Source organism: Fundidesulfovibrio sp. YSD1 (assembly GCF_055397115.1).
Genome location: NZ_AP043666.1, coordinates 2,272,155 through 2,293,766, shown reverse-complemented (window position 1 = coordinate 2,293,766; position 21,612 = coordinate 2,272,155). Strand labels below are relative to the sequence as shown.

Annotated in this window: 18 protein-coding genes; 5 read left to right on the top strand and 13 right to left on the bottom strand. The window is 66.8% G+C overall.

Annotated features, from left to right (window positions below; all coding sequences use genetic code 11):
* Window positions 1–20 precede the first annotated feature (20 nt).
* The 5 genes from pstA to ACZ5V4_RS10715 form a co-directional block, all read right to left on the bottom strand.
* Window positions 21–890, bottom strand: coding sequence for a phosphate ABC transporter permease PstA (gene pstA, locus ACZ5V4_RS10735; protein ID WP_464314853.1), 870 nt, complete (start codon window positions 888–890; stop codon window positions 21–23).
* Window positions 891–902: 12 nt separating this feature from the next.
* On the bottom strand, window positions 903–1,796 hold the full coding sequence (gene pstC, locus ACZ5V4_RS10730) for a phosphate ABC transporter permease subunit PstC (protein WP_464314852.1): 894 nt from the start codon (window positions 1,794–1,796) through the stop codon (window positions 903–905).
* Between the two features lie 61 nt (window positions 1,797–1,857).
* On the bottom strand, window positions 1,858–2,670 hold the full coding sequence (locus tag ACZ5V4_RS10725; RefSeq protein ID WP_464314851.1) for a PstS family phosphate ABC transporter substrate-binding protein: 813 nt from the start codon (window positions 2,668–2,670) through the stop codon (window positions 1,858–1,860).
* 192 nt (window positions 2,671–2,862) lie between these two features.
* Window positions 2,863–4,299: an NADPH-dependent glutamate synthase gene (gene gltA, locus ACZ5V4_RS10720; RefSeq protein ID WP_464314850.1), complete on the bottom strand. Its 1,437-nt coding sequence runs from the start codon at window positions 4,297–4,299 to the stop codon at window positions 2,863–2,865.
* Window positions 4,283–5,128, bottom strand: coding sequence for a sulfide/dihydroorotate dehydrogenase-like FAD/NAD-binding protein (locus tag ACZ5V4_RS10715; RefSeq protein ID WP_464314849.1), 846 nt, complete (start codon window positions 5,126–5,128; stop codon window positions 4,283–4,285). Before ACZ5V4_RS10715 ends, gltA begins: the two co-directional genes overlap by 17 nt.
* Before the next feature lie 259 nt (window positions 5,129–5,387).
* Here ACZ5V4_RS10715 and ACZ5V4_RS10710 point away from each other — a divergent pair, with 259 nt between their 5' ends.
* Window positions 5,388–5,783, top strand: a complete 396-nt coding sequence (locus ACZ5V4_RS10710; protein WP_464314848.1) for a hypothetical protein — start codon at window positions 5,388–5,390, stop codon at window positions 5,781–5,783.
* A 36-nt stretch (window positions 5,784–5,819) separates the two neighbouring features.
* On the opposite strand, the gene ACZ5V4_RS10705 is transcribed toward ACZ5V4_RS10710, so the two are convergent.
* The 3 genes from ACZ5V4_RS10705 to ACZ5V4_RS10695 all read right to left on the bottom strand — a co-directional run bounded on the left by ACZ5V4_RS10705 (window position 5,820) and on the right by ACZ5V4_RS10695 (window position 8,849).
* A complete protein-coding gene (locus ACZ5V4_RS10705; RefSeq protein WP_464314847.1) occupies window positions 5,820–6,653 on the bottom strand; it encodes a radical SAM/SPASM domain-containing protein in 834 nt (277 codons plus the stop codon).
* 107 nt (window positions 6,654–6,760) lie between these two features.
* Window positions 6,761–8,044 carry an ABC transporter ATP-binding protein gene (locus ACZ5V4_RS10700; protein ID WP_464314846.1) on the bottom strand — a complete coding sequence of 428 codons (1,284 nt, stop codon included), beginning with the start codon at window positions 8,042–8,044 and terminating at the stop codon, window positions 6,761–6,763.
* Window position 8,045: 1 nt separating this feature from the next.
* Window positions 8,046–8,849 carry an ABC transporter permease gene (locus ACZ5V4_RS10695; RefSeq protein ID WP_464314845.1) on the bottom strand — a complete coding sequence of 268 codons (804 nt, stop codon included), beginning with the start codon at window positions 8,847–8,849 and terminating at the stop codon, window positions 8,046–8,048.
* A gap of 531 nt (window positions 8,850–9,380) precedes the next feature.
* Between ACZ5V4_RS10695 and ACZ5V4_RS10690 the strand changes: the two genes are divergently transcribed.
* Entirely contained in the window at window positions 9,381–9,869 is a 489-nt protein-coding gene (locus tag ACZ5V4_RS10690; RefSeq protein WP_464314844.1) for a hypothetical protein, read from the top strand.
* A 99-nt stretch (window positions 9,870–9,968) separates the two neighbouring features.
* On the opposite strand, the gene ACZ5V4_RS10685 is transcribed toward ACZ5V4_RS10690, so the two are convergent.
* From ACZ5V4_RS10685 to ileS, 3 genes are all read right to left on the bottom strand, one after another.
* Window positions 9,969–10,508: a hypothetical protein gene (locus ACZ5V4_RS10685; RefSeq protein WP_464314843.1), complete on the bottom strand. Its 540-nt coding sequence runs from the start codon at window positions 10,506–10,508 to the stop codon at window positions 9,969–9,971.
* Between the two features lie 249 nt (window positions 10,509–10,757).
* Window positions 10,758–11,288 (bottom strand): glycoside hydrolase family 73 protein, encoded by a 531-nt coding sequence (locus tag ACZ5V4_RS10680; protein ID WP_464314842.1) that lies wholly within the window; start codon window positions 11,286–11,288, stop codon window positions 10,758–10,760.
* Between the two features lie 236 nt (window positions 11,289–11,524).
* Window positions 11,525–14,680: an isoleucine--tRNA ligase gene (gene ileS, locus ACZ5V4_RS10675; RefSeq protein ID WP_464314841.1), complete on the bottom strand. Its 3,156-nt coding sequence runs from the start codon at window positions 14,678–14,680 to the stop codon at window positions 11,525–11,527.
* Window positions 14,681–14,873: 193 nt separating this feature from the next.
* Here ileS and ACZ5V4_RS10670 point away from each other — a divergent pair, with 193 nt between their 5' ends.
* Window positions 14,874–15,254, top strand: a complete 381-nt coding sequence (locus ACZ5V4_RS10670) for a flagellar protein FlaG (protein ID WP_464314840.1) — start codon at window positions 14,874–14,876, stop codon at window positions 15,252–15,254.
* Window positions 15,255–15,346: 92 nt separating this feature from the next.
* A complete protein-coding gene (locus ACZ5V4_RS10665) occupies window positions 15,347–15,997 on the top strand; it encodes a hypothetical protein (RefSeq protein WP_464314839.1) in 651 nt (216 codons plus the stop codon).
* Between the two features lie 103 nt (window positions 15,998–16,100).
* Here ACZ5V4_RS10665 and ACZ5V4_RS10660 read toward each other — a convergent pair whose 3' ends face one another.
* Both ACZ5V4_RS10660 and ACZ5V4_RS10655 read right to left on the bottom strand, forming a co-directional pair.
* Window positions 16,101–16,943 (bottom strand): zinc dependent phospholipase C family protein, encoded by an 843-nt coding sequence (locus ACZ5V4_RS10660; protein WP_464314838.1) that lies wholly within the window; start codon window positions 16,941–16,943, stop codon window positions 16,101–16,103.
* An 80-nt stretch (window positions 16,944–17,023) separates the two neighbouring features.
* Window positions 17,024–18,748 carry an AMP-binding protein gene (locus ACZ5V4_RS10655; protein WP_464314837.1) on the bottom strand — a complete coding sequence of 575 codons (1,725 nt, stop codon included), beginning with the start codon at window positions 18,746–18,748 and terminating at the stop codon, window positions 17,024–17,026.
* Between the two features lie 118 nt (window positions 18,749–18,866).
* On the opposite strand from ACZ5V4_RS10655, the gene ACZ5V4_RS10650 reads away from it, so the two are divergent.
* On the top strand, window positions 18,867–21,554 hold the full coding sequence (locus ACZ5V4_RS10650) for a bifunctional acetate--CoA ligase family protein/GNAT family N-acetyltransferase (RefSeq protein WP_464314836.1): 2,688 nt from the start codon (window positions 18,867–18,869) through the stop codon (window positions 21,552–21,554).
* The last annotated feature ends 58 nt before the right edge of the window (window positions 21,555–21,612 follow it).

Here is a 21,612-nt window from a genome sequence, read left to right as displayed (position 1 = left end):
TGGACGGGTGAGCCTGCGGCCTAGTGCTTCTTCTGGAGCCTGGCGCGCAGCAGGATGGCCACCAGGTTCATGCCGAGCACCAGGGCGATGAGCACCAGGGCGGTGCCGTACTGCAACGGCCTCGTCTTCTCGATCTCGGTGCCTGCCGTGGCCAGCACGTAGATGTGGTACGGCAGGGCCATGACGTCGGAAAAGATGGATTTGGGCAGCTTGGGCGCGAAGAACACCGAGGCCGTGAACATGATGGCCGCTGTCTCTCCTGCCGCGCGAGAAAGCCCGAGGATCGCGCCCGTGAGCATGCCCGGCAGGGCCGCCGGGAGCACCACCAGGCGGATGGTCTGCCATTTGGTGGCCCCGAGGCCCAAGGAAGCCTCGCGATAGGTGTTGGGCACGGACTTGAGCGCCTCCTCGGCCGTGCCGATGATCACGGGCAGGATCAGGATGGTCAGGGTGAGCACGCCGGAGATGATGCTCACGCCCATGCCGAAGAAGGTGACGAAGAAGGCCAGGCCGAAGAGGCCGAAGACCACGGAGGGCACGCCCGCCAGGTTGGCGATGCCCAGGCGTATGAGCCGCACGGTCTTGCCGGGCTTGGCGTACTCGTTGAGGTAGATGGCCGAGCACACGCCCAGGGGGAAGGCGACCACCATGGAGCCCAGGGAGAGGAGCACGGTACCCACGATGCAGGGCATGATGCCGCCCGCGGTCATGGAGTCGCGCGGCGGCTGGGTCAAAAACTCCCAGCTGATGGCGGGCAGGCCGTTGTAGAAGAGAAACAGGCAGATCACGCCGAGGGCGGCGGCGTTCACCAGGGACGCGCCCCTGAACACGGTCCACATCACGCTCTGGGTCCGCCTGCGGCGTCTGAGGAGCTTTTCGTCGATACGCATGGCCCGTGTCTCCTAGAGGGTGGCCGCGCCGACCTGCTTGTGCTTCTCGGCGATGTGCTGGGCGATGATGTTGAAGACCAGGGTGAACAGGAAGAGCACCACGCCGATGGCGAAGAGCGCGTGGTAGTGGTCCGAGCGGAAGGGGGCCTCGGCCATTTCCGCCGCGATGGAGGACGGCATGGGCCGCACGGGCGAGAAGATCGACGTGGGGATCATGGCCGCGCCGCCCGCCACCATGAGCACGACCATGGTCTCGCCAATGGCCCGGGACATGCCGAGGATCACGGCCGTGGACACGCCCGAGAGCGAGGCGGGCAGGATGACCCTGCGGATGGTGTCCCAGTGGGTGGCGCCCAGCGCCAGAGAGGCCTCCTTGAGCTCGCGGGGCACGGCGTAGATGGCGTCCTCGGACACGGAGCAGATGGTGGGCACGGACATGAACGCGAGCATCAGGCTGGCGTTGAAGAGGTTGAGGCCCGTGGCCAGGTCGAAGGTGTCCAGCAGGAAGGGGGCCACCACCACCATGCCGAAGAAGCCGATGACCACCGAGGGCAGCGCGGCCAAAAGCTCGACCACGGGCTTGAACACGCCGCGCGTCCTGGGCCCGGCGATCTCGGCCAGGTACACGGCGGTCATGACGCCGAGCGGGATGGCGATCACGGAGGAGAGGAGCGTCACGGCCACGGAGGCGACGATGAGCGGGAAGATTCCGAACTCGGGCGGGTCGAAGGTGGGGTACCAGAAGCTCCCAAAGAGGAAGTCCTTCACGGACACGTGCCGGAAGATGGGCGCGCCCTCCAGGAAAAGGTAGATCATGATCAGGCTCAGCGACACGATGGACGTGAGCGCCGTCATGAGAAAGAAAAAGCGGATCAGGTCGTCCTTGAGTTTTCGGCTCATGGCCACGGCAGGCTCCTGAAAACGGGCCCCCTCCGGTGGGAGGGGGCCCGCGTGGTGAGGCGTGATGCTATTTCTTCACCGGGAAGTAGCCGACTTCGGCGATGATCTTCTGGCCGTTGGCCGGGGCCATGATGTAGTCCACGAACTTCTTCACCTCGGCCGAGGCGGAGTCGGGCACGATGATGAACAGGGGGCGCGACACGGGGTAGGTCTTGTCGGCCACGGTCTTCTCGCTGCCGGCCACGCCGCCCACCTTCAGGGCCTTCACGCTGCTGTTCACGTAGGCGTAGCCGTCGTAGGCGATGGCGTTCTTGTTCTTGCTCACGACCTGGAGCACCGCGCCGGAGGAAGCCTGGAGCAGGGCGGCCGGGGTGACCTTCTCGCCCTTCATGATCAGTTCCTGCCAGGCCTCGTAGGTGCCGGAGGAGGTGTCGCGGGAGATGACCACGATCTCGCGGTCCTCGCCGCCCACTTCCTTCCAGTTCTTGATCTTGCCCGCGAAGATGCCCTGGAGCTGGGCGGCGGTCAGGTCGGTCACGGGGTTGGCCGGGTTGACGATGGGGGCCAGGGCGTCCATGGCGATCTCCATGGGCTTCACGGGGCGGCCCTTCTCCTTGGCTGCGGCGAGTTCCTTGTCCTTCATCTCGCGCGAGGACATGGCCACGTCGGTGGTGCCGTCGATGATGGCCTTGATGCCGTTGCCGGAGCCGCCGCCGGACACGGTGATGCTCACGCCCGGGGTGGCCTTCATGTAGGCCTCGACGATCTTCTGCATGGCCGGGAGCACGGTGGTGGAGCCGTCGATGCGGATGCTGGTGTCGGCGAAGGCCCAGCTGGCGGTCAGCATGAGAGCGAGGAAAAACGCGCTGATTTTTTTCATTTTCAAGCCTCCAAGGGGGTTTCGTGGATGCGCCGGGCTTGCCTGCCGGCAGCATGCGGACCCTAGGAGTCACATATTACATTCCTGTGACGGGCGACAAGAGAATCTGTGACACGTGAAACAGAAAGCGGCCCCAGCACTTGGAAACCAAGGGCTGGGGCCGATTGTCCGTTTGTGGCGCGTTTTGCGCGATCAGTTTCCGGGCGCCTGGGCTTCACCGCCGAGGAGCCGCCCGGCGATCTCCTTGGCCGCGCGCCTGCCCGCGCCCATGGCCAGGATCACCGTGGCCGCGCCCGTGACGATGTCGCCGCCCGCGAACACGTTCGGGATGCTGGTCTCGCCCGTGGCCTCGTTCACGGCGATGTAGCCCCGGCGGTTGCGGTCGAGCCCGGGAGTGGCCTCCAGGAGCAGGGGGTTGGGCCCGGTGCCCACGGCGATCACGGCCAGGTCGCAGGGGATGTCGAAGTATTCGCCCGTGCAGTTCGGCGCGCAGCGGCCCTTTTCGTCGGGCTCGCCAAGCTTCATGCGCTCCAGGCGCACGCCGGTGAGCCTGCCGGTCTCGTCGCCCGTGAATTCCACGGGGTTGGTCAGCACCTCCAGGTGCAGGCCCTCCTCGATGGCGTGCTCGAGCTCTTCCAGGCGGCAGGGCATCTCGTTCTTGGTGCGCCGGTAGACCAGGCTGACCTTCTCGGCGCCCATGCGCATGGCGGTGCGCGCAGCGTCCATGGCCACGTTGCCGCCGCCCACCACGGCCACGTGCCTGCCCGGGAAGGGCGGGGTGTCGTACTCGGGGAAGGCGTAGGCCCGGCCGAGGTTGGTCCGGGAGAGGTATTCGTTGGCCGAGAACACGCCGGAGAGGTCCTCGCCGGGCACGTTCAGGAAGCGCGGCAGGCCAGCTCCCACGCCGATGAACACGGCCTTGAAGCCGTCGGCGAAGAGGTCCTCGATGGTCACGGTGCGCCCGCCAACCCAGTTGAGGTGGAACTCCACGCCGTTTTCGGTCATGGCCTGCACCTCGCGCCTGACGATCTCCTTGGGCAGGCGGAACTCGGGGATGCCGTAGACGAGCACCCCGCCCGGCTCGTGCAGGGCCTCGAACACGTGCACCTTGATCCCCAGGGTGGAGAGGTACCCGGCCACGGTCAGGCTGGCCGGACCCGCGCCGATGCAGGCGACCTTCAGGTCCTCGCGGATCATGGGGCAGGCCTTGGTGCCGGTGAGTTGCTCGCAGGCGCTCAGGGCCGCATACTCGTCGGCCGCGAAGCGCTCCAGGCGGCCGATGCACACGGCCTGGCCCTTCTTGGCCAGCACGCACGCGCCCTCGCACTGCACCTCCTGGGGGCAGACCCGGCCGCACACGGCGGGCAGCGAGTTGGTGACGCGGATGGCGCGGTAGGCCCCTTCCACGTCGCCCTCGGCCAGGCGGGCGATGAAGGCCTTGATGGGCACCTCCACGGGGCAACCGGCCTCGCACAGGGGCTTCTTGCACTGCAGGCAGCGCGCGGCCTCCTGCCTGGCCTGCTCCATGGCGTAGCCCAGGGCCACCTCGGTGAAGTTGCGCACCCGCTCGGCCGCGGGCTGCTCGGGCATGGGCGTGCGGGGCCTGAGCTTGCTAGCCTTCCTGTCCATGACGCCTCCTGAACTCGGCCCAGGAGATCTCCTCCTGGGGCTTGAAAGCCACGAGGCGCTGGCGCATGCGCGCGAAATCGACCTGGTGCCCGTCGAACTCGGGGCCGTCCACGCAGGCGAACTTCACCTCGCCGCCCACGGTGACGCGGCAGGCTCCGCACATGCCGATGCCGTCGATCATGATCGAGTTCAGGCTCACGGTGGTCTTCACGCCGTAGGGGCGGGTCAGGTTGGCCACGGCCTCCATCATGGGCACGGGGCCCACGGCCACCACCTCGCCCACGGGCTCGCCCCGGTCCAGCACCTGGCGCAGCCCGTCGGTGACGAAGCCCTTCATGCCGCAGGAGCCGTCGTTGGTGGTCACCACCACCTCGTCGGCGAACATGGAGAGCTCCTCCTTGAAGAGCAGCAGGTCCTCGCAGCGCGAACCGATCACGGCGACCACCTTGTTGCCAGCGGCCTTGTGGCCCTTGGCGATGTGGTGCATGGCCGCGATGCCCGTGCCGCCGCCCACGCAGACCACCGTGCCGCAGGGCTCGATGTGCGTGGGCTTGCCCAGGGGGCCGCAGAGGTCGAGGATGGAGTCGCCCTCCTCCAGGGTTTCGAGCTCGGCCGTGGACTTGCCCACCACCAGGTAGACGATGGTGATGGTCCCGGCCTCGGGGTCGGTGTCGGCAATGGTCAGGGGGATGCGCTCGCCCTTTTCGGACACGCGCAGGATGACGAAGTTGCCGGGCTTGGCCTTTCGCGCGACGTGGGAGGCGTCGAGCGTCAGTTCGCTTGTCTGGCCCGGTATGAGCCTTCTTTTCTTGAGAATCTTGGCGGGCATCTGTCCTCCGGGAAGAATGGGGAATGGCTGGCAGGCGTATCAACCGTGGATTGTAGCCGCACGGGGCGTTTCCGGCAAGTGGGCAGAATGTTCCCGGCACGGGATTCGCATGAGGAATGGATTTGCCCTTCCTCTTGCCAATTCCCCGCCGCTGGCTTATTTTTTTCGCACCCCACACGGTTTCCATGGACGGGAACCGCGCTCCGCGCGCGTAACGGCAAGGCAGCCGCACCGGGCCCCCGGCCCAGGAGAGACGTCCATGGAAGCATCCCCCGCCATCGGGCAGGCTTCCCGCGAACAGGCTTTCGAGGCCCTCAAGGCACGTGTCGTCACGCGCTCCTTCGGCATCCGCATCGGCGGGTTCGGGCTGGACTACACCTCCAAAAAGGTGACGGTGGACCCGGACGAGAAGGCGAAGCAGAGCGGCCGCGACACGCGCGGCCAGGAATTCGCCACGGAGATGGACCGCGAGCGGCTGCGCCAGATGCTTTACGACACGCCGTGGAGCGGTTCGGCCCAGGCCGGGCAGTCCTCCCAGGCGTCCAGCCACCCGGACCCGGCCTGGCGGCGCGGCCTCACGGCCTACGCCAGGGCCAGGGACATGCTGCGCGCCGACGCGGCCAGGGCCTCTGGAACCACGCTGGCCGTGGCTTGAGGCGGCCCTGTCCCGCTGACGCCCCCGGTGCCTTCTTCACCCCTGCCTGGCGCAGGGGACTTCCATGAGCTTTTCCATCCTGGTGTAGAACATGTTGGCGCTCACGGCCTTGCAGCGCGAGCAGTACGGGTGCCTGTCGCGCCGGGCCTGGATCTCCTCGAGCGAATCCTCCAGGACGTCGCCGACCACGAATCCGTCCGTGAACGTGGCGCAGCACAGCGACACGCGCCCGTGAACGTCGACCGAGAGCGACTGCTCCTGCAGCGCGCAGAACGTCTCGCGCACGGCGGGCGGGACTTGCGGCAGGCGAAACGGCGAATAGATCAGGTTGTCCAGGACGTGGCGCTCCTCCGGGGTGGCCTCGTAGCCGCCCCCGACCAGGTCCAGGAGCTTTTCCACCGGCGCGAAAAAGGCGGGGTAAGCCAGGAATTCCGCGCCCAGACCGGCCGCGTATTCCCGCACAGCCTCCGACTCCTGGGCGTTGTTGCGGTACTGGTGATACAAGACGACCAGGCGGGTGTCCGAGCCTGTCCTGCGCAGTTCGGCGGCGACAGCCTCCAGGTTCCGCTTCACCACTTCGATGCGCCCGCCCCGGTGGAATCCGCCGTAGGTTTCCTGGGTCCAGCCGGACAGCGAGGCGAACACGGTGCTCGGAGCCGCCGCCACGAGCCCGGGGATGTCGCGCCCGGCGTTCAGGTTGCTGCTCACGTCGCACATGAGCCCGAGTTCCTTGACGCGGGCGACCAGGCCGGGCAGCTCCGGGTGGAGCAGCGGCTCGGCCCAGTTGTAGAGCGCCACGCGCTCCACCGTGCACTGGCTCGAGATCGCGGAGAGTATCCGGTGCAGCTTTTCCGGCTCGATGAATTTCAACTTCCTGTCGTCAGTGGAAGCGGCATACCTGGGATCACCACGCGGGCAACTCGGACAACGCAGGTTGCACCTGTTCACCACGTCAATATATACGGTATATGGCCGTTTCATGATTCCCTGCTGAAATCGGACTCGAAACTCATCTGGATGTTTATCTTCAGCGCGGACGTGATATCGAAGCATATCGCGTTTTCAATGAAGTCGCTCATGACCCAGTTGCCGTCCTCGCCCAGGTACCCGGCGCTCGGCGAGATGCTGTAGCTCTGGGGATACAGGAGCGGCACCTTCACGGACACCCGGAACGTCGCCGTTTCCCCGGGCTCCAAGCTGCCCAGTTCCTGCCCGGTGCAGATGTTGTCGGAGCTGGCGACGTCCACGCCCAGCCGGTTGCGGACGAGATAGCCCACGGCCAGGGGCGCGCCGCTTGGGGCCGAGTTGTTCCTGACGGCCACGCGCAGCACGGCCCAGCTGTCGTTGGGCAGCGAGTCCGCAGGCTTTTCGTGGGCGTCGCAAAGCTCCAGGCCGACGATGGAGACCTTCTGGTCCCCGGCGCGCCGGTCGACCTTGGGCATGGGCAGGGGCTGGCGCGCTTCCTCCGGCTTCCCCCCGGCGGCGCCCGGCGAGGCCTGGCCCCGGGCTCCGGCGCGGCCCGGCTCCACGCCGTGGACCTCCATGGTGTACGCCTCGGTCACTGAGAGCGCGTCCCCGAGCATCCGTATCCTGCCGCGCTCGAGCCACAGCGCCCGGCCGCACAACTGCCTGACCATGGACGCGTCGTGGGTGACCAGGATGATCGTCGCGCCCCGCTTCTGCATGTCCCGGAAGCGCACCATGCAGCGCTGCACGAAGGCGGCGTCCCCCACGGCCAGGGCCTCGTCCACGATGAAGACGTCCGGCTCCACGGCGGTGTTCACGGCGAAGGCCAGGCGGGCGAACATGCCGCTGGAATAGAGCTTGGCGGGCTGGTGGATGAAGTCCCCGATGTCGGCGAAGTCCACGATCCGCTCGAGCTTGGCCTCCATCTCCCTGCGGGTGAAGCCCATGATCGTGCCGCTGAAGAAGATGTTCTCGATCCCGGTCATCTCCGGGTTGAACCCCGCCCCCAGTTCCAGGAGCGCGGCCACCCGCCCCGCGACGCTCAGCCTGCCGGACGTGGGCGTGAGCGTGCCCGTGAGGATCTTGAGCAGCGTGGACTTGCCCGAGCCGTTCTTGCCCACGATGCCGAAAGTTTCGCCCGCCCGGATCGTGAGGCTCACGCCGTCCAGGGCGCGAAACGGGGTGTGGTAGCGCCTGCGCAGCGGGTGGAAGGACTCCTTGATCCTGTCCGAGGGCCGCGCGTACAGGCGGTAGACCTTGACCAGGTCCTCGGCGACGACGGCGTATCCGCTCATCTCAGATCACGTCCGCGAAGTGCGGCCGCAGGCGCATGAAGGTGTAGGCCCCGAGAAGGAGCACGCACCCGGTCACGCTCCAGTAGTAGGCCATCATGGCCGGGTCGTCCCAGAACCACCCGTGGGAGATGAAGCTGTCGCGGTAGCCCTCCACGATGTAGCAGACCGGGTTCAGGCGGATGAAGCCCCGGAAGCGTTCCGGAAGCATCTCCGGGGACCACAGGATGGGCGTCAGCCAGAACAGCAGCTGCAAAACCAGGCTCAGGGCCTGGCCCAGGTCGCGGATGAAGACCGTGAGCGACGAGGTGAGCCAGGAAAGCCCCAGGAGGAGCGCGATCATGGCCAGGGTGTAGTAGGGTATCTGCAGGTAGGCCAGGTGCGGCGGGTGCCCGCGCAACCAGAAGAACGCCACGGTCACCAGCACGAGGAAGGCGTGCACGGCCAGGGCCGAGGCGATCTTGACCATGGGCAGCAGGCTCACCCGGAACACCACCTTGGAGACGAGGTACCTGCTCTCGAGAATGGAGCCGTTGGCCGAGGACCAGGAATCGTGGAAGAAGAACCACGGCACGATGCCGCTGACGAGCCAGAGCACGAAGGGCACCCCGGCCATGGGCTGGGCCTTGAAGCCCATGTCGAAGACGAACCAGAAGACGCAGATGACCGCCAGGGGATTGACGAAGGCCCAGACGATGCCGAGGTAGGACCCCAGGTACCGGGACCTGAAGTCCTCGCGCGCCAGCTCGAGGACGATGCGCCTGCTCCGGAGGGTCTCCCGCAGGAAATTGATGACGTTGTGCACCATTGGGGCGGCGATTCTCACAAAGCTCCGGCCGGAATTCTCCATGCCCGGGCCAGACGCGCCAGGACGTCCGGGTCCCGTGAAAACGCCCCCTTCCGCGGTCGCAAGCTCCCGGCGGAAGGAGGCGGCATCAATCCATGACCATCGACGGCTTGTAGGCCAGCGGACGGCAAAGCGCAACACCGGGCGGCTGGGCTGGCAACGCGGCCGCGCCTAAGCCCCAGGCACGGTCCGCAAAGACGCCTCCCGCTTGCCTCTCCCTCCAGGCAGCGGCCGGATGCCTGGGGGCCAGCCTCGCTGCCTCTTCTCGAATCGGCTGGATTCTCCCGCTGTTGGCGCGCAAGCATCTCCTTTTCCCCTCCCTTGTTTTCGTGTTCCTCCCCTTTCAACATCCGCGATTTGAAGTCAATCATGGCGCCCTGCCTATGTTCATGAACGCTGAATCCAGCCAAGCAAGAAGAACATTGGAAGACGCGATCTCCATAGCAAACAAATCTGATAGAAACACCGAACACAACGGAGACAAAACCGACAATGCACAAGATCATTTCCGCCACTTTCCTCGTTGCCTGCTTACTGTTTACGTCCACGGCATTCTCCGCCGACATGACCCTGGACAAGAACACGGCGTTTGAACTGACTTGGACGGACACCAAGAAGCTCCAGGCAGTGGCGACCTTCAAGCAGAAGCTGGACGAACAGATCGACTGCTACAAGTCCAACAATCTACCCGGGGTCCTCTATTATATCGACAGGAAATCGGGGATGGTGGACACCCTCTCCATCTCTCCCGACAACCCCGCGTACCCGTCCTTCGCGAACAAGCTCAATCATCTCGAAAAGATTGTGCTCACATACAAAAGCGGCAAGAAATGGGACGGCTACTACGACCCGGCAAACAAACTCAAGATCGTGCCCATCGCCAACCCGAAGAATCCGGTGATCCTGATTTCCAGTGACGTGAGCGATCAGATCATCTCCCAATCGCGAGGGGAAGAATTGCCCGTGATGACGAAGCGCTGACCCCGGGCGGCGGGGCACCGCGTGCCCGCGAATCCCGCGGCCGCCCTCCCTGCTCCCAGGCGGACGGCGCGCTTGCAGCCCGCGCCTGCCGGTGCACTCCTAGTTTGCCCAACCGGCGGGATCGAGCGAGTTGTAGCGGCGGATGGTCTTCTCCTCGGGCCTGCCTTCGCAGTCCCCGGTGAGGAACTTGATCAGGTGGTAGTCGTCGGCGAAGATGCTCATCCGGCACAGGTCGATGGGCGTGACCTCGCTCGAGTTGACGTTCACCCCCGCGAACACCTTGGCGGCCTCCAGCGCGGCCGTGGCGAGCTCCGAGCAGAAGAAGCGGCTGAAGTCCTCGTGGTTGTAGCCGGGGCCGTGCACGAAGTCGAAGATGTCCAGGGCGGACTTGATGGCCTGGATGGTGTCGTAGAGCCTGCCCTCCTGCTCGCGCAGAAACGAGTAGAACGCGCTCAGCATGTCCTTGTCCCCGCTGAAATCCTTGCGCAGGGGCAGGTGCCACATGTCCCCGCTGTAGCTGTCCACGCGCTTGCTCAGCCTGCTGCGCACCACGCCGCTGAACCCGTCCATGGATGTCGACTCGATTATCAGGTTGTCGAAATCGTCGTCTTTCCCCTCCAGGGGGCTGTTCGTCTGCATGATCACGCCGACATGGGAGACATTGGACCTGGTGAAATTCTTGATCAGATCCGAAAAACCACCTTTGCCGCTGAATGCGATCACATCGCCGGGCTTCATGATTGAACGGACTTCATTGTAGCTGCGGATCAACATACCCATAAAGTCCTCCTGGTCTTGTTGACACTCCTTGTTCAGTGTCATGGCTGTCGAACGCCCAAAACAGCCCGCCGGAAACGCGAACGGATGGGCAACCCTCACCGCATGTGCTCAGATCAAGGCCATGGCCCGGTGGTCGATTCTCCTGGCCTCCTCTTCCAGGGCGTCGTTTCGGGCGAACACCTTTTCCATGGTCGGCCCCGTTGCGACCCCCGCGAGGAGGTCGGCATACCTGGGATCGGTGGCGTAGCCCGCCTTGGCCACCAACTCGGCTATGCGCCTCACGTCGTCCCTGACCTCCGGGGCGAAAATCGCTTTGTACCTCGAGGTCTGCATGAGCTCGAGCCAGTCGTCGAAGCTCTCGGCCACGGTGGGGTAGGCCCGGAACGGCTCGTAGCTGTAGACGCGTTTGCCGCCCACGTATTCGGGCACGTAGAAAACCAGCCGCCTGCCTTGCCAGCCCTCCGTCGCCTTGATGTTGAAGAGGTTGTTGGTATCCTTGAGGATGCGCTGCCCCCAGCCTGTTTCCAGGGCCACCTGGGCCATGGGGAAACGCGCGGTAAGCCCCGTTGTTTGCTCGATGAGTTTTGCGAAAGGCAATACAGACACCATGAACGCGATCTTTGCTTCAAGTTCGTCCATTGCCAGCCTCCACTCGGATTCCTGTTCCTTCCATTTGAAACTTTGCGGGAGCAGTACCATGATGATTCGAAATGTCCAGGGCCAAACACCAGCAGAACATGTTTTAACTTGCACCAGCGGATACTTGCTGTCGCAACTTCGTTGATATGAATAGAGAAGCCCGCCCGGGCATCCCCGGGCGGGCTTCATTACATTCCAGTCATCGTGCGGTTGGGATCAGATCCCCCGGAGTTTTCTTATAGTTTCTGCACAATCACCTGTTGTTGCTCCTCAACTTCATCCTGATTTGACCAATATTGCTCTTCCCACGAAATCCCAACCACCTCCACCTTGAGCGAACCGTTCTCGTCGTCCACCTCGACCTGCGGGGCAACGGCCTTCCACTCCACCCGCTCGGCCAGGCACTGCTCGGTCAGCCAGCCCAGGTGGGCGTCCAGGGCCTCCTTCCAGATCCCGCCGGCCTCGATGCCCAGGCGGATGCGCTGGTCGTAAGCCAGGTTCAGCTTCTTGCGCTGGTCCTGGATCAGGCGGTTCAAGGTGCGCGCCGCGCCCTCGCGCTTGAGCTCCGGGGTGACGGCGAGCGCGAGCCCGGCCACCACGCCCTTGTCGGCGGCAACGCCCACGTCCTCGCTCAGGCCCTCCCAGGCCACGGCGTAGTCGCCCGGCTCCACGCGGGTCCCGGCTGCGGTGAGGGCCCCGTCCGCGCCGATCTCGTAGTTCCCGGCCTTCACGGCGGCCAGGGTCGGGCCGAAAGCCCCCTTGAGCAGGGGCCCGAGCTTCTTGGCGTCCAGCTGCACGGTGCGCCTGGCGAACTGGCCCGGGTTCTCGGGGTAGGTGACGGCCTTGACGTTCACCTGCTCCTCGATGAGCGCCCGGTAGGGCTCCACGCGGTCCTTGTCCACGCCCGCCACCAGGATGGCCGAGAGGGGCTGGCGCAGGTTGATGCGCACCTTCTCGCGCACGCTGCGGCCGCACTCGATGATCCGGCGCACGATGGCGATCTCCTCGGTGAGCTTCGCGTCCTCGCGCCCGGGCACGGCTTCGGGCCAGTCGGACAGGTGCACGGAGACGCCGGTCAGGTGCCTGTGGATGTGGTCCATGGCGAAGGGGATGAAGGGCGCGAAGATGCGCGAGGCCTCCACCAGCACCGTGTAGAGGGTGTCGAAGGCCTGGCGGGCGTCCTCGGTGACGGTGTCGGTCCAGAACCGGGGGCGGTTCAGGCGCACGTACCAGCCGGACAGGGTGTCCACGAACTCCAGGATGGCCTGGTAGCAGCGCGGCAGGTCGTAAGCCTCGATGGAGCCCTCCACGGACTTGCGCAGCTCCTCGAGCTCGGCCAGCACGTGCCTGTCCGCCAGAACCTCGGCCGTTTCCACGCGCCTGGGTTCGTAGCCCTTGGCAAGGGCCGCGTAGGACGTGAAGAAGTGGAACACGTTCCAGAACGGGATGAGGTAGCGCCGCACGGCGTCCTCCACGTCGCGCTCCGCGAAGCGGATGTCCAGGCCGCGCACCACGGGGGAGGACAGGAGATAGATGCGCAGGGCGTCCGAGCCGTACTTGTTCACCACCTCCATGGGGTCGGGGAAGTTCTTCAGGCGCTTGGACATCTTGCGCCCATCTTCCGCCAGCACCACGCCGTGGCAGATGCAGTTGGTGAACGGAGCCTGGTTCTTCAAAAGCGCGCCTTCCACCAGCAGGGTGTAGAACCAGCCGCGCGTCTGGGCGATGTACTCCACGATGAAGCTGGCCGGGTAGTTGGCGTCGAACCACTCCTTGTTCTCGAAGGGGTAGTGCGCCTGGCCGTAGGGCATGGCCCCGGACTCGAACCAGCAATCGAACACCTCGGGCACGCGCTGCATGGTCCCCTGGCAGCCCTCGCGGGAGCAGGCCCAGGCCAGCTCGTCGCAGAAGGGGCGGTGCAGGTCCTCGACCTTGGCCCCCGTCTTGGCTTCGAGTTCGGCGAGCGACCCCGGCACCTCGTGCGCGCCGCAGGAGGAGCACTTCCAGACCGGGATGGGCGTGCCCCAGAAGCGGTTGCGCGACACGGACCAGTCGCGCGCGTCCGCGATCCAGTTCTTGAAGCGGCCCGTGCCGATGTGCGCGGGCACCCAGTTGATGGCCTCGTTGCTTGAGAGCAGCTTGTCGCGGTTGTCGGCCACCTTCACGTACCAGCTGGAGATGGCCCTGTAGATCAGCGGCTGGTCGCAGCGCCAGCAGTGCGGGTACTTGTGGCGGTAGTTCTCCTGGGCGAAGAGCGCGCCCTCGTCGCGCAGCCTGCGGGCGATGTGCTTGTTGGCCTCGAAGACAGTCATGCCCTTCCAGTCGGGGGCGGCGTCGGTAAAGCGGCCCTGGTGGTCCACCGGGTCGAAGAGCTCGATGCCCTTGGAGGTGCAGAGGTTGTAGTCGTCCTCGCCGAAGGCCGGGGCCATGTGCACGACGCCCGTGCCCATGGAGGTGTCCACGAAGGAGCCTTCCAGCACCACGTGGCTGGCGTCCGTGCGGGCGTAGTCGAAGAGCGGCAGGTACTTGCGCCCGACGAGTTCGGAGCCCTTGACCACCTCCAGCACCTGGGGGTCCTCGGGCAGGAATTTCTTGAAGGCCTCCATGCGCTCCCTGGCGATCCAGACGAAGTCGCCCTCGGCCACGCGCACCAGGGCGTAGTCGATGTCCGGGCCCACGGCCAGGGCCAGGTTGGAGGGCAGGGTCCAGGGAGTGGTGGTCCAGGCCAAAAACGACCGGGAGGGGTCGGCCGCCTCGCGCAGGCGCACGGTGATGGCCATGTCGTCGCGCTCGCGGAAGGAGTCGTCCAGGCCGGTCTCGAAGTTGGAGAGCGGGGTCATGCAGCGGTTGCAGTAGGCCACCACGCGCGGGCTCTCGTAGACCAGGCCCTTTTTGTAGAACTCGGAGAACACCCAGAGCACGCTCTCCATGAAGGTCAGGTCCATTGTCTTGTACTGGCGGGAGAAATCCACCCAGCGGCCGATGCGGCCCACGGCCTTCTCCCACTCCCCGGCGTAGCCCAGCACGATGTCGCGGCACTTCTGGTTGAACTTGCCGATGCCGTACTCCTGGATCTCGGCCTTGCCCGAGATGGCCAGCTTCTTCTCCACCTCGTACTCGATGGGCAGGCCGTGGCAGTCCCAGCCCCAGGTGCGGTCCACGAAGCGGCCGCGCATGGTGAAATAGCGCGGCACGGTGTCCTTCACGTAGGAGGTGAGGATGTGGCCGTAATGGGGCAGGCCCGTGGCGAAGGGCGGGCCGTCGTAGAAGACGTAGGGCTTGCCGTTCTTGGTTTTTTCCAGGGACTTCCAGAAGGTGCGGTCTTCGGTCCAGAAAGCGAGGACCTCTTCCTCCAGTTTGGGGAAGGATACGGACGACGGGGCTGGTTTCACGTGTGACTCCGCGCTGGCGAAATAGTGGGCCAGGACTGTTTATGAAAACTCCGGCCAAGTCAAGAATGGGGCGCGCCGGGCGATTGCCGGGAAATTTCCGCGCGCCCTAAAGTCCTAGCCCCTGAAGGCCGATATGACCAGTGACGTATCAGGCCAGCTTTCATTGGTGGCTTCATCCAGGGAGGGGTGGACCATGAACATACAGACCGCCGAACTGCCCAAGGAGGCGATGGCTCAGACCGTGGACGCGGAGCGCGCCGTGAAGGCCGCCCCGCCCCGGGACGACCAGCCGCGGGTTGTGCCCGAGACCCAGGAACGCCCTTCGTCCGGCCAGGAACAGAAGGGGCTGGACCGCGAGAAGGCCGGGAAGATCCTCGGCCAGGCCCAGGAATACTTCAAGGACAAGGGAGTGGACCTCAACTTCAAGCTCGTGGACGGCGACGGCACCTTCCAGGTGGAGGTGGTGGACGCCCAGAGCCGCAAGGTGATCCGCAAGATCCCCGAGGACGAAATCGTGGAGCTCGCGGACAACCTCAAGCGCATGGCCAAGGGCGTGCTGGACAAGGCCGTCTAGCGGGCCGCGCTTTCCGCCCCGTCCGCCAGCATGACGAGAATTTCATGCCCGGAGCGCTTGCCGCGCGTCCGGGCTTTCTTTATCGCACACCCATGACAACGCTCATCCGCATCCTCTGTCTGGCCCTGTGCCTGGGCCTGGCGGGCAACGCCGCCGTGGCCATGGCCGAAACCGCCCCGGGTCAGGACACCCAGCCCAAGGCCAAATCGTCCAAGTCCAAGAAGGATTCCTCAAAGAAGGACGCCCCCTCGAAGAAATCAAAGGGAAAGGACAAGGCCGCGGGCCAGGAGAAGAAATCCTCCGGCAAGAAATCCTCCCGCAAGGCTGCCCTGCCCTCGGGCCCGGGCTTCCGCTCCCTGGCCTGGGGCGCGCCCCTCTCGGCGCTCCAGGACCCGGACCTGCGCGAGGAGTCCGGCGGGCTCAAGTATTACACCGTGCCCGGGGACGACATGATGGTGGACGGCGTGCACATGCGCGAGATCGCCTACGTGTTCTGCCGGGACAAGCTGGCCGGGGTACTCACGCGCTACGACGGGGCCATCAACCACCTGACCCTGCTGGCCAAGCTGCGCGAGGAGCACGGCACGCCCCTGGAGAGCCCGCCCAACGTGCAGGGCGACCGTTCCTGGCGCTTCGACGCGGGCGACTCCACCATCATGATGGAGTACTCCGAGAAGGCCAGCACCGGCGCCATGGCCTGGATGGCCCGGGAACGCGTGGCAATCTGCCAGCCTGCCGAATAGGCCGCTTCCCTTCTCAAATGCAAAAGGCCTTCGCGCGTTTCGACCGCGCGAAGGCCTTCCTCTTTCCATGAGCCTCCCGGAGGAGGCGAAATCCGTCCCGGCCCTAGGCCACGTCCTGAAGCGACGGGGACGCCAGCCCGGGCAGGCCCTTCAGCCTCTCGTCCAGGCGCACCCCGTGCCTGTCCCCGGCCTTGGCCAGGTTGGCGCTGCCGATGGGGTCGAAATCCAGAAGCACCGACGCTTCGGGGGCGCGCAGCACGTCCAGCACCGCGCGCAGCGACAGCTCGAACATGGAGTCCAGCCTGCCGTTGCCGTCGGGCAGGGGCATGAGCCTCTGGGCGAAGCGCAGCGAACGGTTCCAGCCGCGCAGGCCGGCCAGGGTCACGCTGCCCTTGAACATGCGCTTGCGGAAGAGAAAGCCCATGCGGTTCTTGTGCAGGGCCGAGACGATGCCCTTGTCCACCAGGCGCTGCGAGCCCCTGGAGATGCGCCCCTCGAGGCCATGGCCGCCCGTGAGGCGCGAGTCCGCCTGGGCCTCCACGTAGGCGTGGGCCAGCTTGGCGGGCAGGGCCGTGCGGGCCATGACCCAGGGCACGTAGACGTTGTGCGCCACCACGTCCGCAGCCAGGTGCGACATGTAGCCCAGGGCGTGGACCTTGAGCTGCGGGCAGTCCGCGGCCACGGCCAGCTTGGCGGCCGAGTCCCAGTTGTGGCTGTGGCCCGGGCGGACCTTGCTGCCCTTGCCCACGAAAAAGTCGGCCGAGAGGCAGCCGTAGAGGTACGTGTTGGGGAACTGGGTCAGGAGCGCGGCCACGGCCTGGGGCACGAGGTCCAGGTTGGCCAGCACGAAGCGCGCGGCGGCGGTGTGCGCGCCCGGCCCCCACGCGAGGGCCTCGCCCGGGGTCAGGAGCACCAGAAGCAACGTGAACAAGGTGAGAAGCAGCAACGCCCCGCCTCCGCCGCATGTTGCGGACGGCGATGTATCTATGCCCTGCGCCGGCGAAGTCAAGTTACATCGAGATTAAATCAGAACAGCGAGTCCTTGCCTTCCATGAGCGAGGCCATCACCGAGGGGTCTGCCAGCCCCGAAACGTCGCACTCGCGGCCTTCGGCGGCCCCGCGCAGGGCGTGCCGGGCGATCTTGCCGGAGCGGGTCTTGGGGAGCTCCTCCACGACCCGTACGGAGAGCTCGAACCCCGGCCCCTCCACGGAGCGTTTCACGGCTTCGGCCAGGGCTTCCTCCAGGCCGTAGGGCTCGGCGGCCTCGGCGCGCAGCGTGGCGTAGACCACCACGGCCTCGCCCGAGGCCACGGCCGCGGCCTCGGCCACGTCCGGGTGGGCGGCCACGGCGGCCTCCACGGCGGCCAGGGGCAGGTCGCAGGAGGCCAGCTCCGAGCGGCCCTGGATCACGAACTTGCCGTCCGCCGTGGTGCTCGCGAGGTCCCCGGTGTCGTAGGCCCCGTCGAATTCCAGCGCCCCCTCCACCAGGGCCGTGGCCATGCCGGGCCAGGGCTCGGTGAGCCTGAGCCTGCCGTCCACGCCCGTGGCCGCCTCCACCCCGGGCAGGGGCGCGAGCCCGCCCTGGGTGCCGGAGATCATGAGCACGCCGCCGGTTTCGGTCTGGCCCCAGGCGTCCACCACCGGGGCGCGGCCCTTGCCCACGGCGCGCGCCAGCCACTGGCGGTTCTCGGGGGTGAGCTTCTCGCCCACGCTGACCAGGAGCCTGAGCGCGGGCAGGTCGCGCGCGGCGGGCCAGGCCTCGCCCTCGCGCATGAGCTGGCCCGTGAGCGCGGGCGTGGTGACGAGCGTGGCTACCTGGTGCTTCTGGGCGATGCGCCAGATGCGGTCCGGCTGCGGGTAGCCGGGCGAGCCCTCGTAGAGGAGCGTGGTCGCGCCCAGGCAGAGCGGGGCGTACACGGCGTAGGCGTGGCCCATGATCCAGCCCGGCTCGGCCTGGCACCAGACGGTGGCGCCAGGGCCCGTGCCGAAGGCGTGGCGCGCCGAGTGGGCGCAGGCGGCCAGAAAGCCGCCGGCCGCGTGGACCACGCCCTTGGGGCGGCCCGAGGAGCCCGAGGTGTAGAGGATGAAGAGCGGGTCGGACGCGCCGTGCACGGCCGCCGGGAGCGCCAACGGCGCTGCGTGGGAGTCCACGGCGTCGTGCCACCAGAGGTCGTCCGGGCGGGGGGCCTCCAGGGGCTGGCCGGTGCGGCGCACCACCAGGCGGCGCGGTCCCGCCGAAGGCTGGCTCAGGGCCACGGGCCTGCCGGACTTGTAGAAACCGTCGGCTGTGATGAAGAGCACTGCCTTGCAGGCCTCGAGGCGCTCGGAAACCAGCTGGGAGGAGAGCCCGGCGGGAAACACCAGGTGCACCGCGCCCAGCCTGGCCAGGGCCAGCATGGCGACCACGAGCTCGGGCAGCGCCGGAAGCGAAATCCCCACCACGTCGCCCTTGCTCACGCCGAGCCCGGCCAGGACCACGCTGGCCCGGCGCACGTCGGCCTTGAGCTGGGCGTAGGTGCGCACGACGGCCTCGTCCTCGGGCTCGCCCTGCCAGACCAGGGCGGGCACGTCGCCGCGCCCGGCGTCCACGTGGCGGTCCAGGCAGTTGCCGCACACGTCCAGGCTCGCGCCAGCGAACCATCCCGAGGGATCGCCGAAGCCCTCGGGGCTGGCCTTGGCCCAAGGCGCGCTCCAGTCGATGAGTTCCTTGGCGCGCTCGTCCCAGAATCGTTCGCGGTCGCGGGCGTTCATGATTCTCCTTCAGGGTTGTGGCGATGAAAAATGAGGCTTGCCGGAATCTTCCCGGCCTACTATCCTCCAAAGGCAAAGAACGATAGCGCATGCACCGGATATCAACAAGCGGCTAACAATGAGCGTCGCCAACCTCGACGGGCTGTTCAAGCCCAACTCCGTGGCCGTGATCGGGGCCACCAGCGAACCCGGGCACGTGGGCCGCGTGGTCATGGAGAACCTGCTCGCGGGCAAGTTCCTGGGCCCCGTGATGCCCCTCTCCACCACCGAGGACGAGGTCCTGGGCGTGCAAGCCTACAAGGGCGTGGACACCCTGCCCTTGACGCCCGACCTGGCCATCCTTTGCATCCCCCCGCACGAGGCCCCCGAATACATCTTCAAGCTGGGCAGGCGCGGCGTCAAGGCGGCGGTGGCGCTCTGCCCCGGCTACGCCAGGCTCACCCCGGCCGAGAAGTGGGAGGTGCAGGAGAAGCTCCTGGCCGCGGCCGAGGACGAGGACATCCGCATCCTCGGGCCGTCCGGGCTTGGGCTCATCATCCCGCCCATCGGCCTGAACGCGAGCCTTGTCCCGGCGGACCCGCCCAAGGGGCGCATCGCGTTCGTCTCGCAGTCCGCGTCGCTCTTCACGGGCGTGCTGGATTGGGCCAGGGGCCACGGCATCGGGTTCTCCTACGTGATTTCCCTGGGCGACCGGCTGGACCTCAAATACCACGACCTTTTCGACTACCTCTCCTCCGACCCCAACACGCGCTCGATCCTCCTGTATCTTGAAAGCGTGTCCGACGCGCGCAAGTTCATGAGCGCGGCCCGGGCCGCCGCGCGCAACAAGCCCGTGCTGGTGATCAAGCCCGGGCGCAGGCGCGGCCCCGGGGGCGAATCCCTGGCCAAGCCCGGCCAGGGCCTGGACGAGGTCTACCACGAAGCCTTCCGGCGCGCGGGCATGCTGCGCGTGTTCGAGATCGACGCGCTCTTCGACGCGGCCCAGACCCTGGCCCGCTCCCAGCAGTTGCGCGGGGACAAGCTGTGCGTGGTCACCAACGGCGGCTCCATCGGCGTGATGTGCGCCGACACCCTGGTGGAGCGCGGCGGCAAGCTGGCCGGGCTCTCGCCCGAGACGGCCAAGGCCCTGGGCGACGTGCTCGGCCCCAACTGGCTGCGCGACGGCATCGTGGACATGGGCCTCACGGCCACCCCGGAGCAGTACCAGGAAGTGCTCACGGCCATCCTCAAGGACAAGGAGCCCAACGCCGTGCTGGCCATGCACGTGCCCTTCGCGGCCGTGCAGGGCGAGGAGGCCGCCAAGGCCGTGGTCAAGGCCTGCTCCAAGAGCCAGCGCCCGGTGTTCACCTGCTGGCTGGGCCACGGCGTGGCCGAACCGGCCAGGGCGCTCTTCAACCAGGCGGGCATCCCCACCTACCACACGCCCGACACCGCCGTGCGCGCCTTCCTGGACATGGCCAACCACCGCCGCACCCAGGAACTGCTCATGGAGATGCCCGCGAGCATCCCGGCGGGCTTCACCCCGGACAACGACGCGGCCATGGGCGTGGTCCAGGCCGTGCTTGAGGAAGGCCGGGCCGAGCTCAACGAGCCCGAGGCCAAGGTGGTGCTCGCGGCCTACGGCATCCCGGTCATCCATTCGCGCCTGGCCGCCACCACGCAGGAGGCCTTGGACGCGGCCGACGAGCTGGGCTACCCCGTGGCCATCAAGGTGGTCTCCCCGGAGATTCCCCAGCCCTTCGACGTGGGCGGCGTGGTTCTGGACGTGGAGGACCGCGAGGAGCTCAGGCAGGCGGCCCAGGCCATCAAGGCGCGGGCGAAGAAGCTTGAACTGGGCGCGAGCGTGAAGGGCTTCATCGTGCAGAAGATGGGCCGCCGGGGCGCCCAGGAGCTCCTGCTCCAGGCCCAGGTGGACCCGGTGTTCGGCCCGTACCTGCGCTTCGGCCAGGGGGGCCTGGCCGCCAAGCTCTCCCAGGACAAGGCCATCGCCCTGCCCCCTCTGAACATGAGCCTGGCGCGCGACCTGATCAACCGCACCCGCGTCTCGGCCTTCCTGCGCGGGCTCGGCGGCAGGCGCGCGGCTGACGTGGACGCCATCTGCCTGACCATCATCCAGGTGGCCCAGCTGGTCACGGACATTCCGCAGATACAGGAGATCGACATCAACCCCCTGTTCGCGGACAGTCAGGGGGTGGCGGTACTGGGCGCGCGCATCCGCGTGGCCGAGGTGATGCTCAACGGCTACGACAGGCTGGCCATCAGGCCCTACCCCAAGGAACTGGAAGAACGCGCGGTGCTGAAAAACGGCCGCGTCGTGCTGATCAGGCCCATCAGGCCCGAGGACGAGCCCGCGCACTACGAGTTCTTCAAGCGCCTCTCGCCCGAGGACCTGCGCTACCGCTTCTTCGGCGTGGTGCGCGAGCTCTCGCACATGGAGATGACGCGGCTCACCCAGATCGACTACGAGCGCGAGATGGCCTTCATCGCCACCGCGCCGGACGATGAGGGCGTCTTCGAGACGCTCGGCGTGGTGCGCGCGGCCACCAAGCCCGACAACAGCGTGGCCGAGTTCGCCATCATCGTGCGCTCGGACCAGAAAGGCGCGGGGCTCGGGCGGCTGCTCATGGAGAAGATGATCGGCTACTGCCGCGAACGCGGCACCGGGGCCATCGCGGGCCAGGCGCTCCTGGACAACAAGGGCATGCAGGGCCTGGCCGAGAAGCTCGGGTTCGACGTGTGGCGCAACACCGACGACGAGATCGCGGAGATGCGCCTTGAGCTGAAGCCGGGCCAGGGCAACCGCTAACCCGCCGTCAACTTACCCGTCGCGGGCCCTGCCAGGCCTGACCTCCACGACATCTTCG

Bases quoted from the DNA above. Each gene is read 5' to 3' on its own strand.
- ACZ5V4_RS10710 (WP_464314848.1), top strand. From the start codon at position 5,388: ATGGAAGCATCCCCCGCCATCGGGCAGGCTTCCCGCGAACAGGCTTTC.
- gltA (WP_464314850.1), bottom strand. From the start codon at position 4,299: ATGGACAGGAAGGCTAGCAAGCTCAGGCCCCGCACGCCCATGCCCGAG.
- ACZ5V4_RS10690 (WP_464314844.1), top strand. From the start codon at position 9,381: ATGCACAAGATCATTTCCGCCACTTTCCTCGTTGCCTGCTTACTGTTT.
- ACZ5V4_RS10680 (WP_464314842.1), bottom strand. From the start codon at position 11,288: ATGGACGAACTTGAAGCAAAGATCGCGTTCATGGTGTCTGTATTGCCT.
- ACZ5V4_RS10670 (WP_464314840.1), top strand. From the start codon at position 14,874: ATGAACATACAGACCGCCGAACTGCCCAAGGAGGCGATGGCTCAGACC.
- ACZ5V4_RS10695 (WP_464314845.1), bottom strand. From the start codon at position 8,849: ATGGTGCACAACGTCATCAATTTCCTGCGGGAGACCCTCCGGAGCAGG.
- ACZ5V4_RS10655 (WP_464314837.1), bottom strand. From the start codon at position 18,748: ATGAACGCCCGCGACCGCGAACGATTCTGGGACGAGCGCGCCAAGGAA.
- ACZ5V4_RS10700 (WP_464314846.1), bottom strand. From the start codon at position 8,044: ATGAGCGGATACGCCGTCGTCGCCGAGGACCTGGTCAAGGTCTACCGC.
- ACZ5V4_RS10650 (WP_464314836.1), top strand. From the start codon at position 18,867: ATGAGCGTCGCCAACCTCGACGGGCTGTTCAAGCCCAACTCCGTGGCC.
- pstA (WP_464314853.1), bottom strand. From the start codon at position 890: ATGCGTATCGACGAAAAGCTCCTCAGACGCCGCAGGCGGACCCAGAGC.
- ACZ5V4_RS10715 (WP_464314849.1), bottom strand. From the start codon at position 5,128: ATGCCCGCCAAGATTCTCAAGAAAAGAAGGCTCATACCGGGCCAGACA.
- ACZ5V4_RS10725 (WP_464314851.1), bottom strand. From the start codon at position 2,670: ATGAAAAAAATCAGCGCGTTTTTCCTCGCTCTCATGCTGACCGCCAGC.
- ACZ5V4_RS10685 (WP_464314843.1), bottom strand. From the start codon at position 10,508: ATGCAGACGAACAGCCCCCTGGAGGGGAAAGACGACGATTTCGACAAC.
- ACZ5V4_RS10665 (WP_464314839.1), top strand. From the start codon at position 15,347: ATGACAACGCTCATCCGCATCCTCTGTCTGGCCCTGTGCCTGGGCCTG.